Below are 16,874 nucleotides of genomic sequence, written 5' to 3'. Positions count from 1 at the left end.
CTTATTTTTAATTCTCCAGCTTTTCTTTGATATATTTTGCTGTGTGAGATTTTTTATTCTTCGTTAAATCTTCCGGTGTTCCGGTAAAAACTACTTCACCACCGTGTTTTCCGGCTTCGGGACCGATATCGATAATATAATCTGCACATTTTATAATATCCGGCTGATGCTCAATCACGATTACGGAATGGCCCAGATCTATCAATGCCTGCAATGATTTCAATAATTTCTGAATATCATGGAAATGTAATCCCGTAGAAGGTTCATCGAAAATAAATAGCGTTTTATCAGTTGTCACCCCTTTTACAAGGAACGAAGCCAGCTTCACACGCTGCGCTTCACCACCGGAAAGGGTAGAAGAGCTCTGCCCAAGCTGAAGGTAACCCAATCCGACATCCTGTAAAGGCCGTAATTTCGTTACAATTTTTTCTTCATTATTATCTTTAAAAAACTCTAAAGATTCATCCACAGTCATGTGAAGAATATCAGAAATATTTTTCTCGTCATACTTTACGTCCAGAATTTCACTTTTGAAGCGGGTTCCTTTACAAACCTCACATTCCAGCTCAATATCTGCCATAAACTGCATAGAAACGTTGATTACTCCTTCACCTTTACATTCATCACATCTTCCGCCATCTACATTGAATGAGAAATGTTTAGGCTTATAGCCCATCATTTTCGCTACTTTTTGTTTAGCAAAAAGGTCACGGATATCGTCATACGCTTTCAGGTAAGTTACCGGATTCGAACGGGATGATTTACCGATAGGATTTTGATCAATTAATTCAATATGCTTGATCAGCTTTTTAGGAAATTCAACAGAATAGTAATCACCCTTTTTCCCGCCCATTCCTAACTGGATTTGGATGTCATTCGTAAGGATTTCTTTCATTAAAGTCGACTTACCGCTTCCGGAAACTCCCGAAATTACCACTAGGCTTTCCAATGGTACATCTACATCAATGTTTTTGAGATTATTCTGCCGGGCACCTTTTATATTGATCCATTCTTTCGCTTTTCTGCGTTTTGAAGGAACTTCTATTTCCAGCCTTCCTGTAAGATATTTCGAGGTTAATGTATCGGCATTTTTCAGTTCTTTATAATCACCGGCAAAAACCAGCTCACCACCAAGGTAACCTGCTTCCGGACCAATATCAATGATATAATCTGCAGCCTTCATTACATCTTCATCGTGTTCCACAACGATTACCGTATTTCCCAGATCACGAAGATTTTTTAATACTTCAATTAAATTTTCGGTATCTCTTGAGTGAAGCCCGATGGATGGTTCATCCAATATATAAATAGATCCCACCAAAGAACTTCCCAGACTTGTTGCAAGGTTAATTCTCTGACTTTCACCACCTGAAAGAGTGTTGGAAGTTCTGTTTAACGTTAAATATCCTAATCCTACCTTTAATAAAAATTCAAGGCGGGTAGTAATTTCATATAATAATCTTTTTGCTACTTCCTGGTCGTGCTCAGAGAGCTTTAAACTTTTAATCAATGGAAAAAGCTCATCCAGAGGAAGCTCTATCATTGATTGGATATTATGTCCGTCTATTTTCACCCAGCTCGTTTCTTCCCGCAGCCTAAGGCCTTCGCAGGTAGGGCAAAGCGTTTTTCCTCGGTAACGGGACAGCATGACACGATACTGGATTTTATATAAATTTTCTTCAAGCATCCTGAAGAAATTATTAATTGAGGGGAATGTACTTTTGCCATCGCCTTTCCATAGATAACTTTTCTGTTCTTTGGTTAATTGATGATAAGGCTTATGAATAGGGAAATCCTTTGCTTTTTTAATGAAATCTTTCTTCCATTCGCTCATGCTTTCACCTCTCCATGAAACTATGGCATCTTCAAAAATGGAAAGTGTCTTGTTCGGAACCACAAGATCTTCATCAATTCCGATTACTTTTCCGTAGCCTTCGCAGGTTGGGCAGGCTCCATAAGGATTGTTAAAGCTGAAAAAATGAACGTTAGGTTCCAAAAACTCTATCCCGTCAAGCTCGAATTTGTTTGAAAATTCTTTTACTTTTCCTATTTCCATATTTTTAAGCGAACAGTATCCACGGCCTTCATAAAAAGCCATCTGGATAGAATCCGCCAGACGCTGCAGGAAGCTTTCATCCTCCTCATAAGAAAACCGGTCGATCACAAGATTGATTTCCATTCCTTTTTCCGGAGTGAAACCAAAGCTTTCAAGATCTTCAATACCCGCAACATTTCCATTGATTTCAAGTCTTGTAAAACCTGCCAGTTTCAGAACATTTAAATTTTCACCAAAATTATCGATGTCATATTCCAAAGGGGCTGTCAGTAAAAAGGATGCTTCTTTTTTCGAAGATTTAATAAAATCCACTACATCAGAAACCGAATCTTTCTTCACTTCTTCACCAGAAACCGGGGAAAATGTCTTCCCGATTCTTGCAAAAAGAAGCTTCATATAATCATAAATTTCCGTAGAAGTTCCTACGGTAGATCTTGGGTTGGAAGAGATTACCTTCTGCTGGATGGCAATAGAAGGCGCTAAACCTTTGATGTCATCTACTTTGGGTTTTTCCAGTTTCCCCAAAAACTGTCTTGCGTAAGAGCTTAAGCTCTCCACATATCTTCTTTGTCCTTCCGCATAAATAGTGTCAAAAGCCAGTGAAGATTTTCCGCTTCCGGAAACTCCGGTAATGACAATTAACTTGTTTTTAGGGATAAGAACATCAATATGTTTCAGATTGTTAAGGTGTGCATTCTTAACGAAAATCTGCTTTTTTATATCTATATCTGTAATATTAGCCATAGTAAAATTGAGACCAACAAAAATACGAATTTTCAGTGTATTTTTTATGATTTAGTTTAACAGAAGTTTAATATGAACTCTCTATATATATTATACTTTTTTCAACGAATGGGACTAAGTTAATGCATTTTTATTGGCTCAAAACCTAACGGGTTTTAAAAACCCATTAGGTTTATAAAGACGAATTAAAGATTTATAATAATTAGACAGAGGAATTACTAATGATGCAATATTCCAAGAATTTAAAGATTAAATTAATGCAAATGAATACTCAAAGCTATGCATAGCATTGATTTCCAATATTAAATTTTAAGATTTTTTAAGTTTTTTTAATTAATACTATTGTTTTATATTTTAAAATTATTTAAAATTGTATTCATAAATATGTAATATAGAAATGAGAAAGTTATTCAGAGATCTAGTTACACATTTAATGAGAAAAAGATAACGAAATTACTTCCCAAGATGCAGTTCTCCAGCTGCATCTTTTTTTATGACAAGTATCATTTGTATGTCTTCCCGAACTCCAGTACTTTTGGACTCGCGAAACTAATTCTGATATGATAAAAAAAATAGGAAGTGTTTTTTTTCTTGCAGCCATGTTTTCCTTACATGCCCAGGAAAAAGCTACTGATATTGAAACCATTGAAATTCAAGGGAAACTTATTTCTATTCCTTACAAAATAGCCAATCAAAATATCACCATCATCACCAGGGAGGAAATAGAAAATTCTCCGGCAAAAAGCATTGATGAGATTTTACAGCAGATTCCCGGTATGGATATCAGAAGACGTGGTGCGAACGGCGTGCAGAGTGATCTTGGATTTCGCGGGAGTTCTTTTGAGCAGGTGCTTTTGCTTTTAAACGGTATCAGGATGAATGATTCTCAGACAGGCCACAATTCCATGAACTTGCCGATAGATCTTGAAGATGTGGAAAGAATTGAAGTTATTAAAGGTCCGGGTGCGAGAAAATTCGGACAGAATGCTTTTGCGGGGGTTATTAATGTAATCACCAAAACTCATATCGGAAAAAGAGTAAAAATAAATGCCGAAGCCGGCGACTATGAAAGTTATGGACTGGGATTAAATGCCCAACTGGGAAATGAAAAATTTTCGAATACCCTGCAGGCCAATTCATCGGCTTCCCAGGGATATATGCATAATACCGACTATGAAATAAGAAATGTTTTTTATCAAAGCAAATTAAACATAAAAGATGGTGATATAAGGCTGCAGGCCGGCTTTTCCGAGAAAAAATTCGGGGCAAACGGTTTTTATTCTTCACCACAGGCCACCGAGCAATATGAGGAAACACAGGCTTCCGTGGTAAGTGTTGCGCATCAGCAGTCGTTTGGAAATTTAAAGTTCCATTCCAATATTTACTGGCGAAGAGGGCAGGATATGTATGTATTTAACAGGCAAAAACCTGAAATCTACAGAAATATGCACATCGGGAACAACGTGGGAGGAGAAGTGAATTCCAGCTATCAATGGAGCCTGGGAACTACAGGAGTAGGAGTAGAACTGAGAAAAGAATTTCTGGCAAGTAATAATTTAGGAGACAGAAACCGCTTCGTTTCACAGATATTCTTTGAGCATCATTTTTCTTTATTAGATAAAAAATTAAATGTAAGTCCCGGTTTTTCATGGGCAAATTACTCCAAGGAAGGTAATTTTTTCTACCCTGGATTGGATGTAGGATATAATTTTAATTCAAACAATAAAGTTTACGGAAATATTTCGAGAGTGTCGAGGGTTCCCACTTTTACAGACCTTTTTTATGTAAGCAAAACAGAGCAGGGAAATCCTGACCTGCAGCCTGAAAATGCGGTTTCAGCAGAAATCGGGTACGAATATCAGAATAAAGGATTAAGTGCAAAAGTCAGCGGCTTTATGAGAAATTCCAAAAACTCTATCGACTGGATCAAAAACTCCTTAAATGATCCAATCTGGTACGCCCAAAATGTGGGTGAAATCAATTCAAAAGGAATTGAAATTGAGCTTAACCACAGAGTTTTACGATGGTTAAAATATTCTGCGGGATATACTTATCTTGAAAACGAATTTAAGGCATCTAATGATTTTGTGTCGAGGTATGTTCTGGATAATTTAAAACACCAGTTTATTGCAAAATTAGAGACTAGATTCCTTAAAAATTTTACAAATGAAATTATTTACAGGTACAATGAAAGGGTAAATCTGGGAAGCTATAACCTTCTAGACGGAAAAATAAGTTTCGCGAAAAATGATTTTTCGATTTATATATTAATTAATAACATAACAAATACTTCATATACAGAAACCTTTGGAGTTAAAATGCCGGAAAGATGGTTCCATCTTGGTTTTTCGTACACTATCAATATTAAGTAAATGTTAATAGAAAGTAAATTAAAGTTAATATTACGAAATTGTTAATTACTTTACATTTGCAAAAATTTTTTAAGAAAATGAAACTGTTTTTAAGTCTGAGTTTATTTTTAAGTATTACGTTTTTCAAAGCACAGGAGCATATTTCCAGCTTCAATGCAGTGACTCTCACTTACAAGTTTCATCCTAAATTTTTTCTTTATGCGGAGGGGCAGCTTAGAGGAAATGAAGAATATTCTTATCCCGACTATTATGAAGCGAAAGGTGGGTTGGGATATTATCTCACCAAAAACCATAAGCCTTTCGTAGGTCTTGGAAGATACGTCAACTATAAAAATCACAGCCTGAGCAGGGAAGAGTTCCGTGTATGGCTTCAGGATGTGATTGATCTGAAAAAAGGGATCGTAAAATTTGAAAACCGTTTCCGCGTTGAAAAAAGCTGGTTTTATGAGCCAAAAACAGACAAATCTTCCCAAAGGATGCGTTACCGTTACCGTCTGAACATCAGTGTGCCATTAAATGCCAAAGAAGTAAAAAAAGGAACCGTTTTCGCCAATGCTTACGACGAAATTTTCTTTGTAAGCCCTATGAAACCTACGTTTGCAAGAAACAGAGTCTATGGAGGATTCGGTTATCAGATTGATGATTACTTCGGAATTGCAACGGGGTACTTATGGCAGAGAGAATTTGATGCTGCAGGAAATAAAAATTTACATTTCGTTTATTTAGCTTTAAATATTAATATTGATGGTACGAATCACCCTGTGAAAACGTATGATTATCCGGGTGCGGATTAATATTTTTCTGTCAGATAATGATAAGCCTTCAAATATTTATTGAACCTTTTAATATCTTTCTGAGTTAATTCTCTGTTGACCCTTCTCAGATCCATATTATCACGAAGGTCGTTCAGCTTTACGGCAACAGCAAGAGGGGAGCGCTCTGTTCTTTTTACGAAATCGTCGTAATCTTCATCCGGATCAAATTTCGTCAGGCAGCTGATTGCAAAAATGATATATTCCGGAAAACCTTCGCTTCTCAAATAGTCTAGGCTGAATTCCAGCGGATGATCTTCCACCACATCATGCAACACGCCTACGATCTTTTCGTCCATTGTTTTTCCGTATTCCATCACACGCATAACGTGAGCGATGTAGGGAGCATGGTATTTATCAGTTTGACCTTTGTGTGCTTTGTCTGCAATTTTTATTGCTTTATGTAATAGTTCTTCTTTTGTCATTGTAAGTAAAGTAGATTACAAAAATAAAAAATGCCACAAAATATTGGGGCATTTAGCGATATTTATTTTAGCAAAATAAGATTTACTTCTGCTTATCAGAAAATTAATATATTTTTAATTCGATTGGGTTATAGCTTTTCATATTTTCTGTCATGTTTTTTATTGCTTTGGTTCTTATTTCCTGTTCTTCAATATATCGGAAATCTCCAAGCATATTCAAAAGCTGTTTCCTTTTATAATCAAAAATTTTTTCTTTTTTCACAGATTGTGCTCTGGATTCCAAGTTTGCCGATTTACAAAAATATTTTCTTTTTCCAAATTTATAAAGTGTATAATGGTAATCATTTTCTGAATCAAAGACTTCAAGGATAAGTCCTGGTAATTTACCGAATTTATAAGGTCCAAATGGAAAAGGAATTTCTTTTGCAAAATAAGCAATCCATGTTCTTCCGTATCTTACTGTAATTGCTTTCTGACAGTTATAATTTCCTATTTTCTTAAATTCCGGCAGTATTTTCCAGAAAATATCATTGTTTTCTTCATACTTAAAATTTTTATCATCTATAGGTGCCGTAATGTATATTTTACTTTCGGTCATACCAATATTTTCAGTAAATTCAGTGTAATATTGCATTGTATTTAAAGCATCTTTTAAATTATCACCACTTGGAATAATTTTTTTTTCATATTTTAAAGAATCACTTACATATTTTGCCATATTTTTAAAGTACGATTCTTTTGCATTTATTAGCAATGCAAATCCTGTCTCCTGAACCCCCATTCTTTTTTTATAAATTTTGTATTCTAATTTGTAATCTGCCTCATACTCTACATTGAAACCAATTTGGGGAAATATGTGATTAAAAAATAAAAAACAGATGATTATTATTAAATTTTTCATTAGTATAGATAAATAAATGCTCACATTTATATAAATGTGAGCTGGTAATTTAATGAACATAAATTTGTATAGAACTTGCGTGTACAAAAGTTCCACAAACAGCTGTATTCACGCCAGAAAGATAATTTTGTATCTGAGATGTAGAATAGCTTGATGGTGTGTTTACACTTACAACTTGTCCACAAGAAGTTCTAAATGGAAAAACAGACACAATAATAGTTCCTAAAAAGCAAAGTGTTAATAATGTTTTTTTCATTTTGATAATTTATTATATCATTTGTTCCTACTTATTTTGTCAAAAAGATCAACAGAGATCATTTGACTTTCCTTTCGGGGGCGGGTTTTCGGTAATTCCCACCTTTTAAATATTTTCCAATCCCTAGCTAGCTGTTTTTAAAACTTTCTATGCTTTCCTTTTAATACGCAAAGTAAAACAGAACAGGCTAAAAAATATTTTGCATGTTCCTTTCACTTATTGCATAAAAAAAGCGTGGAACTATGTCTATTGTTCTGGAGGTACTGTCATACCCGATGTACAAATAAACAATAGCCCACGCCGAAGCGTGAGCACTGCATATTCTTGTACATCTTGAAAGTTGACAGTTTTTCCAGAACAAGAAAAGCTAATGCTTTATATTTTTTTCGTTAAAATCTGAAGCGAAAGTATAAAATTAATTCTTCACTTAAAAGTGTTTTTCACAAAACAAAAAACGTTCCTAAAAAAGAAACGTTTTTGTTTATCAATTTAAATCAAATTTATAAGAGATATTAATAATTTCCTTTATTGATGTAATGAGCAGCCACTTTCTCTGTAAGCGCCACTACATTAGGATGATTTGTATATTTTGTAAATCTTCTCAGTACGGAAAGCATCATTCTCTGCTCGTCACCTTCCGCGAAAGAGATGATTCCTTCTTTTGCCGCTACGATGATTTTTTCGACGGCTTTGTAAAGGTTTAACTGTGCCATTGCAGCCTCCACAGAATCAGCAGAGAAATGTTTTTCTGCTCTTAAAACTGTAGATTCAGCCATGTAGATCTGGTTAAGGATTTCAGAAGCGTTTAATAACAAATGCTGTTGTTTTTCAATATCCATCATGAATTTTTGAAGTGCAGCACCGGAAACCATTAAGAAAACTTTCTTAAGATTCGCAATAATTGCTTTTTCTTCACTCATAAATGCTGAATAATCGGGAACTTCAAAAGACGGAATTCCCATCAATTCTTTGCTGATCGCCATTGCCGGAGATAATAAGTCTAATTCTCCTTTCATCGCTCTTTTGATCAGCATTCCAACGGCAAGAAGCCTGTTGATTTCGTTGGTTCCTTCGTAGATTCTTCCGATTCTTGCATCTCTCCATGCAGATTCCATTGGAGTATCTTCTGAGAAGCCCATTCCACCATAGATCTGTATTCCTTCATCAGCCGTAATCTGCGTAAGATCCGATACAAAAACTTTAAGAATAGAAGCTTCTACAGCAAATTCTTCAACACCTTTTAATTCAGCCTGCTTATGATCCATTCCTCCTGCAACCAATTCTGCAATCTTATCTTCAACATTTTTTGCCAAACGGTAAGAGCCAGCTTCACTCACGAAAATACCCGTTGCCATCTCTGCAAGCTTTTTTCTGATAGCTCCAAAAGTAGAAATAGAAACACCAAACTGCTTTCTCTCATTTGAATACTGAATGGCGTGGTTTAAAATTCTTCTTTGTCCGTCAAGGTTTGCGGCAGCAAGTTTAATTCTCCCCACATTTAATGCATTCAAAGCGATTTTGAACCCGTTGTTTCTTTCACCCAGCATATTTTCAACAGGAATTTTCATATCATTGAAGAAAACCTGGCGCGTAGAAGAGGAGCGGATACCTAATTTATGTTCTTCCTCACCTAATGTTAAACTGTTCGGATCTTCCAATTCTGAACGGTTGATCACGAAACCGGTAATGTTTTTATCATCATCAATTTTTGCAAACAAAGTGAAAGTATCTGCAAAACCTGCGTTTGAGATCCACATTTTTTGTCCGTTGATGATATAATGTTTGCCGTCTTCAGACAGTCTTGCTCTTGTCTTTCCAGAGTTAGCATCAGAACCAGCATCAGGCTCCGTTAAGCAATATGCCCCAAATTTTGTTCCTGTAGCAAGGTCCGGAAGGTATTTCTTTTTTAATTCTTCGGTACCATACAAAAGAGTCGGAAGCGTTCCGATTCCTGTATGCGCTCCATAAGCTGTTGCCAATGAACCATTTCCACCTGAAACATAATCACAAGCCAACATAGTACTTACGAATCCCATTCCAAGGCCTCCGTATTCTTCAGGAACGGTAATTCCCAAAAGTCCCATTTCGCCAAGCTGACGCATTGTTTTTTCCGTTAATTCATAATCTTTTTTCTCAAAACGATCATGATGAGGAATAACTTCTCTATCTATAAATTCTTTCGCAGAATCGCGAAGCATTTTTTGCTCTTCGCTTAGTTCTTCCAAAGAGAAGATTTCATCAGCCTGAATTTCTTTTATTAAAAACTCACCTCCTTTTAGTGTTTTATTAAGTTTAGTCATTATTTTTTGTATTTTTTAGTTATAATAATTCGAAAATTGAAGCGGCGCCTTGCCCAGTTCCAACGCACATAGAAACCATTCCGTATTTGTTACCGCGTTTTCTCATTTCGTCAAGAAGCTGAACGGTAAGTTTAGTTCCTGTACATCCGAGAGGGTGGCCTAAAGCAATGGCACCTCCGTTTACGTTCAAAATATCAGGATTTAAACCTAATTCTTTTTTGATGGCAACAGATTGTGATGCAAATGCTTCGTTTAATTCAATCAAATCAATATCTTTTAATTCTAATCCTGCCTGTTTCAAAGCTTTTGGAATCGCATAAATAGGGCCCATTCCCATGATTCTTGGTTCAAGACCGGCTGCTGCATAAGCAACTAATCTAGCTTCTGGTTGAAGTCCTAATTCTTTTACCATTTCTTCGCTCATTACCATTACGAAAGCGGCTCCGTCACTCATCTGAGAAGAGTTTCCGGCAGTTACACTTCCTCCGTTAGCAAAAACAGGTCTTAATTTTGCTAATCCAGCCAGAGAAGTATCTGCTCTTGGACCTTCATCCACTGAGAAATCAAACTTTTTAGTCTGCATTTTCTGGTTTTCATCCAGGAAATTATATTCAACCGGAATCGGAACGATCTGATTCGCAAACCTTCCTTCCTGATTCGCTTTTAAAGCCTTCATATGAGATTCAAATGCGAACTGATCCTGTTCTTCTCTGGTAATATTATATTGTTTGGCAACCTCTTCGGCAGTATAGCCCATTCCCCAATAATAATCCGGGTTTGTCTTAGCAATTTCCGTTTCCGGAACCGGTTTGTAACCGCCCATCGGAATGTAAGACATTGATTCTGTACCCCCTGCGATAATACAATCAGCCATTCCGGCCTGAATTTTTGCAGAAGCAATGGCAATCGCCTCACTTCCTGATGCACAATATCTGTTGACCGTAACGCCGGGAACTTTATCGGTGTTTAAACCCATTAAAGAAATCAGACGGGCTACATTCAGTCCCTGCTCAGCTTCCGGCATCGCATTTCCTACGATAAGGTCATCGATTCTGTTTTTGTCTAATTGCGGAAGTTCAGCCATTAATTTTTCAATTACGGTTGCCGCCATTACATCGGGTCTTGTAAATCTTAAACTACCTTTTGGAGCTTTTCCAACGGCAGTTCTGAAACCCTTTACTATATATGCTGTTTTCATATTTTTATTTAATTAAATTTTTTTGCCTCGTAGAGGTAAACTGTTCATAGTTTTATTGTTTTGCGAATTGCGGAGCTCCGTAGGAGCGACCTGTTAATCTTCAATCCATTCAAATAGATATTTAGGATCATACTCAATTTCAAATTTTGACATAAAATCTAAATATTCTTCTTTAAATGTTTTCTTTTTATGATGTTCTTCTTGGTTTAAGATATATTTTACAACAGAATCTACACTGCTTTTAGAATAGGAAAATGCTCCATAACCTTCCTGCCAGTTGAATTTTCCATTGATCCATCCTTTTTCATTAATAAATTTTGATGAACCTGCTTTAATATCTCTTACCAAATCTGAAATTGAAACCGTTGGACTCATGCTAACAAGAATGTGCACATGATCCGGCATTGCAAAAACAGCGAATAATTTTTGATTTCTATTGGAAACAATACCTGTAATAAACTTATGCAATTCATCTCTATTTTCTTTTAAGATCAGATTCTGTCTTCCTTTAACGGCGAAAACAATTTGAACATATATTTGGGTGTATGTGTTTGCCATAGTCTATTATCAGGTCGCCTCTACGAGGCTCAATGCTTTCTGAAATTATTCTGCTATTAACAGTTCGCTCCTACGGAGCTCTCTATTAATTCCTCAATGGTTTTCCGTTTTGCAACATGTACTGAATTCTCTCCAATGTTTTTCTTTCTCCGCAAAGCTGTAAGAATGTTTCTCTCTCAAGATTCAATAAATATTGCTCAGTGACTACTGTTGGTTCAGAAAGGTTGCCTCCCACCATTACGTTGGCCAATTTATCGGCAATCTTCTTGTCGTGGGCAGAGATGTAGTTTCCGGTTAACATCTGGTCGGTCCCTACATAGAACATTCCCAAAGCATCTTTACCTAGAACTTTTACTTTCTGCTCGATAGGTTGTGTATAACCGTGTTCTGCCAAACTTTTTGCGAGCATTTTAGCTGTTTTAATCTGGCTTCTCTTATCAACAGAAACAATATCTTTTCCATACTCAAGAATTCCCATATCGTAGGCTTCATAAGCGGAAGTTGCCACTTTACCCATTGCGATATTCATGAAAGCATCACGAAGCCTGTTATTTTTCACGTCATCGTTATGAAATTCTCTTGAAGTTCTTAAGGTCAATTCTTTCGTTCCGCCACCGCCAGGAATTACACCCACTCCGGTTTCAACCAATCCGATGTACGTTTCTGCTGCCGCAACCACCCGGTCTGCATGCATGGTCATCTCGCATCCGCCGCCAAGCGTCATTCCGTGAGGGGCAACAACAACAGGAATTGAAGAGTAACGAACTCTCATCATGGATTTTTGGAAATAAGCAATCGCCATATTCAAATCATCCCAATCCTGTTCGATAGCCATCATTAAAATCATTGCTAAATTGGCTCCAACAGAGAAATTAGTTCCTTGATTTCCGATCACTAATCCATCATATTCTTTTTCAGCTAAATCAATCGCTCTGTTTAACCCATCCAGAACTTCGCCTCCTAAAGAGTTCATTTTGGAACGGATTTCGAAGTTGATAATTCCGTCACCTAAATCTTCAATCGCAGCGCCCGAATTACTCCAAAGCGTTTTATTTTTTCTGATATTATCTAAAATAATAAAGGCTTCCTGACCCGGGATTTTGCTGTATGCTCCTGAGTTTTTATCAACATAAATACTTTGTCCTTCTTCATTAACTTTATAGAAAGTCTCCACATTTTTTACCCAGTCTGAAACTTCGTAACCGGCATCCTTAGCCAATTCAACACCTTTTTGAACGCCAACGGCATCCCAGATTTCAAAAGGACCGTTTTCCCAACCGAAACCAGCTCTCATGGCATCATCAATTTTGTAAACTTCATCAGAAATTTCAGGAACTTTATGCGAAACATAAGCAAACAATGCTCCCAAAGATTTTCTGTAAAGCTCTCCGGCTTTATCTTTTCCACCAATTAAGACTTTAAATCTGTCAATTGGCTTATCAATATTTTTAGTTAATTCTAATGTCGGGAAAGAAGATTTACCTTGAAGCTCATATTCTAATGTATCAAGATTTAATCCGTGAATTTCAGATTTTCCTTCTGCATTTTTCACTTTTTTATAGAAACCCTGCTCAGTTTTTGAACCTAGCCATTTGTTATCAACCATTTTCTGGATATAATCAGGAAGGGCAAAAACATTGTTAAAGTCATTCGCTTCGGCACCGCTGTTACGAACACCATTTGCTACCATCACTAATGTATCCAAACCAACTACATCTGCTGTTCTGAACGTCGCAGATTTTGGACGGCCGATTACAGGACCCGTCAGTTTATCAACCTCAGAAACGGTTAATCCAAGCTTCTGAACATTGTGAAGTAAATCCATCATGGAGAAAACTCCAATTCTGTTTGCAATAAATGCCGGAGTATCTTTCGCTAAAACGGTTGTTTTTCCTAAGAATTTTGCCCCGTAGCTCATATAGAAGTCGATCACTTCCGGAAGCGTATCATTTGTAGGGATAATTTCCAAAAGAGGGAGATATCTTACGGGATTAAAAAAGTGAGTTCCCGCAAAATAATGTTTGAAATCATCGCTCCTTCCTTCTGTTAAAAGATGAATAGGAATTCCCGAAGTATTGGAAGAAATTAAAGTTCCCGGTTTTCTGAACTGTTCAATTTTTTCATAAACTGATTTTTTGATATCCAGTTTTTCAACGACAACCTCAATAATCCAGTCTGTATTTTTTATTTTCTGTAAATCATCATCAAAATTTCCAACCTTGATTCTATCCGCGAATTTCGGAGAATAGAGTAGAACCGGACTTGCTTTTTTCAGTTTTTCAAAGTTTTCGGAGGCGATTCTGTTTCTCACCGCTTTATCATCTTTGGTCAAACCTTTTTTCTGCTCTGATTCAGTAAGCTCAAAAGGAACAATATCTAACAACGAAACTTCTACGCCAATATTGGCAAAGTGCGCTGCAATACCGCTTCCCATAATTCCTGAACCAAGAACTGTAACGTGTTTGATTCTTCTTTGCATATTATATATTTTATTATTTTCTGTTATTTAAATCTGTAGCGATTTTCATGATCTCGTTCATCACTTCCTTAAACGTTTCCAGCTTTTCGGGAGCAATTTTTTCCATGATCCTTTTGTTGAAATTAACTACAACTTCTTTAGACATATTCCTGGAATTCAAACCCTTATCTGTAAGCTTGATGATTACTTCACGTTTGTCGGTAGTGGTTTTTTCCTTATAAATATATCCGTTATCTTCAAGAAGCTTAATGATTCTTGTAAGAGAGGTGGGCTCAATGGCCATTTTGGGTCCGAGATTTGTACTTCTTGTTCCTTCTTTGGGATCAATTTTAAGAAGTGTAAGGGCCTGAACAGCCGTAGAATCATGCTCCTGAGCCAGTTCTGTGTACATTTTTGAAACAGCCAGCCAGGTCTGTTTCAGAATTAAATCTACATTTTCTATTTTGTCCTTATTATCCATCATTCTTTGTTGAAATGGTTTTACTCAAATTTAGTAAATATTATGCATGCATAATACTTTTTAAAGTTAAAATTTGTTAACAAACTGATAATAAGAGGATTAAATTATATGACAAGCATAATACTATGCATGCATAGTATATCAATTAATCAAAGAAATAAGGGGTTTAATAGATGGTTTTCACGAAATTAACGATTTCTTCAAAAGATTCGCATTTGTGATTCATGGATGCATGTGAGATTACCCAAAAATGGTTGTTATATTCGAAATTTAATGAAGATAAGTCTTTTTGAAAGTTTTTTTGAAGCAAAGAATAGAGCATTTCCTTATGAAAATCTGGTGCTATAATTCTTGGAGCCACAAAGTTCTCATTGATTTCAAATAAAGACGGATTAATTAATTCCTCATGCTGCAGCAGAACATCTTCCACCATACCTGAATACAGGTGATTGTCTTTCACATACCAGATTTTATCTGCAAATTCTTTGGCCAGGCGCCAGTCATGAGAAGAAAAAAGGATTAATTTATTTTGTTCCCTGGCAAGTTTTCTGAGGGTTTTCAGAATGATAATTTTATTTTTCTCATCAAGATGAGTGGTGGGCTCATCAAGGATAATAATAGGAGAGTTCTGTGTTAATGCCCTTCCAATAAAAGCTTTTTGAAGGTTACCATCCGAAAGGTTTTTGAGAAGTGTATTTTTATATTGAACCAAATCCAATTCTTCAATAATATGGGCAACTTCTTCTCTATCCTCTTTTTTAAGTTCAAAATAGAAAGGATAGTAAATATATTTTCCCAATGAAATTAAATCTTCCACCGTATAATTCTGCGGAATGACCGATTTCGAAAAAACTACCGCTATATTTTCTGCAATTTCTTTAACGGAGAGGGTTTTAACATCTTTTTGATTAATAGAAATTTCTCCATTTAAAACCGGAACCTGATGTAAAATGGATTTGATTAAAGTTGTTTTCCCGACACCGTTGTTACCGATTAACAGGCATACTTCTCCTAAATCCAAATAAGTATTTGCATTTGAAATTAGGATGTTACTATAACCTATATTGGCTTGATTGATTTGTAGGTGCATACTTTTTATTTAACCACGGATTTCACAGATTTTCACAGATTTTATTCTATACTAATTATAAAATTAAACTACATTTATTTATCATGTTGAAAACATCTCTACAAAATTAGCTTAGATTCCCACGGAATGACAAACTGCGGATAAAACTTTATATTAAATTTAAAAATATTTTCAAACATCTGCGCCATCAGCAAAGTTTGCGAGAGAATATAAAATTCACAATTCACTTATTCACATTTCATTTCAAACCTTATTCTGTTTCAAAAGCATCATCAATATCACAGGAATTCCAAATATGGAGCTGATCACATTCAAAGGAATCTGAGTTTTCTCTGCAACTATTGAAAACAGCAGCATAATCAGCATTCCTAAAAGCATATTCAAAATCCATTGCTGCCACAATTTTGAGGGATTATAAATCAGCCTGCAAAAGTGCGGAACTATGATTCCTACAAATAAAATAGGGCCTAAAAATGCCGTGATAGAAGCAGAAAGCAGGGAAGAGGCAGCAATGATCAAAATTTTTAACTGATTCAGATTGACACCCAGACTTTGAGCGTAAGAAGTTCCCAATGAGTTTCCAATCAGAGGTTTTATTGTTTTAAAGCAGATGATGATACCTATTAAAACTAATACAGATAAAACATAAACCTGATTTCTTGTCACCATATTATTAGCCCCAAATGACCATAAAATATAATTTTTTAAGCTTTGATTTTCTGCATAAAACTGCAACAAAGAAACCACAGCTCCTGCAAATGCCGAAACCAGAAACCCGAAAATAATCAGATAAGATTTATCCTGAAATTTATTAGACATTGCTAATAAGATGAACATCAAAACGAAGCTTCCCATAATCGCCGCCAAGCTCAAAAAGCTGTTTCGGAGAAATTCCGGGATCAGCAAATCATGAGAAAAGAAAATGTAAAAAGCTACGGAAAGGCTGGCCACAGAAGTAATTCCCAAAATATCCGGCCCGGCAAGAGGATTTTGAAAATATTCCTGCATCAGAAATCCTGAAGTAGGAATGGAAATTCCTGCCAAAATCATTACCAAAACACGGTTGATCCTGATTTCTGCTATCAGGCTGTTGGGCGAAGCCTGAAAAAAATCCTGAAAACCTAAACTTAAAAATCCTGTGTTCAGATTAAAGACCGCGGTTAAAATAATAGCGACCAATAATAGCAAACACAGGATTTTAAACTTATCTGACATAAAAAGTC

At 35.9% G+C, this 16,874-nt stretch carries 13 protein-coding genes; 2 read left to right on the top strand and 11 right to left on the bottom strand.

The genetic code is table 11. The features are described from left to right. Positions 1-7: 7 nt before the first annotated feature. A complete protein-coding gene (gene uvrA / locus H560_RS0107350; protein WP_027379440.1) occupies positions 8-2,800 on the bottom strand; it encodes an excinuclease ABC subunit UvrA in 2,793 nt (930 codons plus the stop codon). 560 nt (positions 2,801-3,360) lie between these two features. Between uvrA and H560_RS0107345 the strand changes: the two genes are divergently transcribed. Together H560_RS0107345 and H560_RS0107340 are read left to right on the top strand one after the other, a co-directional pair. Next, entirely contained in the window at positions 3,361-5,172 is a 1,812-nt protein-coding gene (locus H560_RS0107345) for a TonB-dependent receptor plug domain-containing protein (protein ID WP_027379439.1), read from the top strand. A 77-nt stretch (positions 5,173-5,249) separates the two neighbouring features. Beyond that, positions 5,250-5,966: a DUF2490 domain-containing protein gene (locus tag H560_RS0107340; RefSeq protein WP_027379438.1), complete on the top strand. Its 717-nt coding sequence runs from the start codon at positions 5,250-5,252 to the stop codon at positions 5,964-5,966. Here H560_RS0107340 and H560_RS0107335 read toward each other — a convergent pair. From H560_RS0107335 to H560_RS0107295, 10 genes are all read right to left on the bottom strand, one after another. Then, on the bottom strand, positions 5,963-6,409 hold the full coding sequence (locus H560_RS0107335; protein WP_027379437.1) for a phosphohydrolase: 447 nt from the start codon (positions 6,407-6,409) through the stop codon (positions 5,963-5,965). The genes H560_RS0107340 and H560_RS0107335 overlap by 4 nt on opposite strands. 103 nt (positions 6,410-6,512) lie before the next feature. Next, positions 6,513-7,370 (bottom strand): GLPGLI family protein, encoded by an 858-nt coding sequence (locus H560_RS22315; protein WP_081413939.1) that lies wholly within the window; start codon positions 7,368-7,370, stop codon positions 6,513-6,515. Next, complete coding sequence (locus H560_RS22940) at positions 7,360-7,566, bottom strand: hypothetical protein (protein WP_155844976.1); 207 nt, start codon at positions 7,564-7,566, stop codon at positions 7,360-7,362. Before H560_RS22940 ends, H560_RS22315 begins: the two co-directional genes overlap by 11 nt. A gap of 512 nt (positions 7,567-8,078) precedes the next feature. Beyond that, positions 8,079-9,866, bottom strand: coding sequence for an acyl-CoA dehydrogenase family protein (locus H560_RS0107325; protein WP_027379436.1), 1,788 nt, complete (start codon positions 9,864-9,866; stop codon positions 8,079-8,081). Between the two features lie 19 nt (positions 9,867-9,885). After that, entirely contained in the window at positions 9,886-11,064 is a 1,179-nt protein-coding gene (locus tag H560_RS0107320) for a thiolase family protein (protein WP_027379435.1), read from the bottom strand. Positions 11,065-11,157: 93 nt separating this feature from the next. Beyond that, on the bottom strand, positions 11,158-11,622 hold the full coding sequence (gene tnpA / locus H560_RS0107315) for an IS200/IS605 family transposase (protein ID WP_027379434.1): 465 nt from the start codon (positions 11,620-11,622) through the stop codon (positions 11,158-11,160). 85 nt (positions 11,623-11,707) lie between these two features. Further along, complete coding sequence (locus H560_RS0107310; RefSeq protein WP_027379433.1) at positions 11,708-14,101, bottom strand: 3-hydroxyacyl-CoA dehydrogenase/enoyl-CoA hydratase family protein; 2,394 nt, start codon at positions 14,099-14,101, stop codon at positions 11,708-11,710. 13 nt (positions 14,102-14,114) lie between these two features. After that, positions 14,115-14,564 (bottom strand): MarR family winged helix-turn-helix transcriptional regulator, encoded by a 450-nt coding sequence (locus tag H560_RS0107305; RefSeq protein ID WP_027379432.1) that lies wholly within the window; start codon positions 14,562-14,564, stop codon positions 14,115-14,117. A gap of 163 nt (positions 14,565-14,727) precedes the next feature. After that, entirely contained in the window at positions 14,728-15,651 is a 924-nt protein-coding gene (locus H560_RS0107300; RefSeq protein WP_027379431.1) for an ABC transporter ATP-binding protein, read from the bottom strand. A 243-nt stretch (positions 15,652-15,894) separates the two neighbouring features. Next, positions 15,895-16,866 (bottom strand): iron ABC transporter permease, encoded by a 972-nt coding sequence (locus tag H560_RS0107295; RefSeq protein WP_027379430.1) that lies wholly within the window; start codon positions 16,864-16,866, stop codon positions 15,895-15,897. Positions 16,867-16,874 lie beyond the last annotated feature (8 nt).

The sequence above is a fragment of the Chryseobacterium daeguense DSM 19388 genome (genome assembly GCF_000430825.1).
In the GTDB taxonomy this organism is placed as follows: domain Bacteria; phylum Bacteroidota; class Bacteroidia; order Flavobacteriales; family Weeksellaceae; genus Chryseobacterium; species Chryseobacterium daeguense.
The sequence above is the reverse complement of the archived record's forward strand: the minus strand, read 5'-3'. Positions and strand labels throughout refer to the sequence as shown.

Excerpts from the sequence above, each read along its gene's own strand:
- uvrA (WP_027379440.1), bottom strand. The coding sequence starts at position 2,800 with ATGGCTAATATTACAGATATAGATATAAAAAAGCAGATTTTCGTTAAG.
- H560_RS0107345 (WP_027379439.1), top strand. The coding sequence starts at position 3,361 with ATGATAAAAAAAATAGGAAGTGTTTTTTTTCTTGCAGCCATGTTTTCC.
- H560_RS0107340 (WP_027379438.1), top strand. The coding sequence starts at position 5,250 with ATGAAACTGTTTTTAAGTCTGAGTTTATTTTTAAGTATTACGTTTTTC.
- H560_RS0107335 (WP_027379437.1), bottom strand. The coding sequence starts at position 6,409 with ATGACAAAAGAAGAACTATTACATAAAGCAATAAAAATTGCAGACAAA.
- H560_RS22315 (WP_081413939.1), bottom strand. The coding sequence starts at position 7,370 with ATGTTCATTAAATTACCAGCTCACATTTATATAAATGTGAGCATTTAT.
- H560_RS22940 (WP_155844976.1), bottom strand. The coding sequence starts at position 7,566 with ATGAAAAAAACATTATTAACACTTTGCTTTTTAGGAACTATTATTGTG.
- H560_RS0107325 (WP_027379436.1), bottom strand. The coding sequence starts at position 9,866 with ATGACTAAACTTAATAAAACACTAAAAGGAGGTGAGTTTTTAATAAAA.
- H560_RS0107320 (WP_027379435.1), bottom strand. The coding sequence starts at position 11,064 with ATGAAAACAGCATATATAGTAAAGGGTTTCAGAACTGCCGTTGGAAAA.
- tnpA (WP_027379434.1), bottom strand. The coding sequence starts at position 11,622 with ATGGCAAACACATACACCCAAATATATGTTCAAATTGTTTTCGCCGTT.
- H560_RS0107310 (WP_027379433.1), bottom strand. The coding sequence starts at position 14,101 with ATGCAAAGAAGAATCAAACACGTTACAGTTCTTGGTTCAGGAATTATG.
- H560_RS0107305 (WP_027379432.1), bottom strand. The coding sequence starts at position 14,564 with ATGATGGATAATAAGGACAAAATAGAAAATGTAGATTTAATTCTGAAA.
- H560_RS0107300 (WP_027379431.1), bottom strand. The coding sequence starts at position 15,651 with ATGCACCTACAAATCAATCAAGCCAATATAGGTTATAGTAACATCCTA.
- H560_RS0107295 (WP_027379430.1), bottom strand. The coding sequence starts at position 16,866 with ATGTCAGATAAGTTTAAAATCCTGTGTTTGCTATTATTGGTCGCTATT.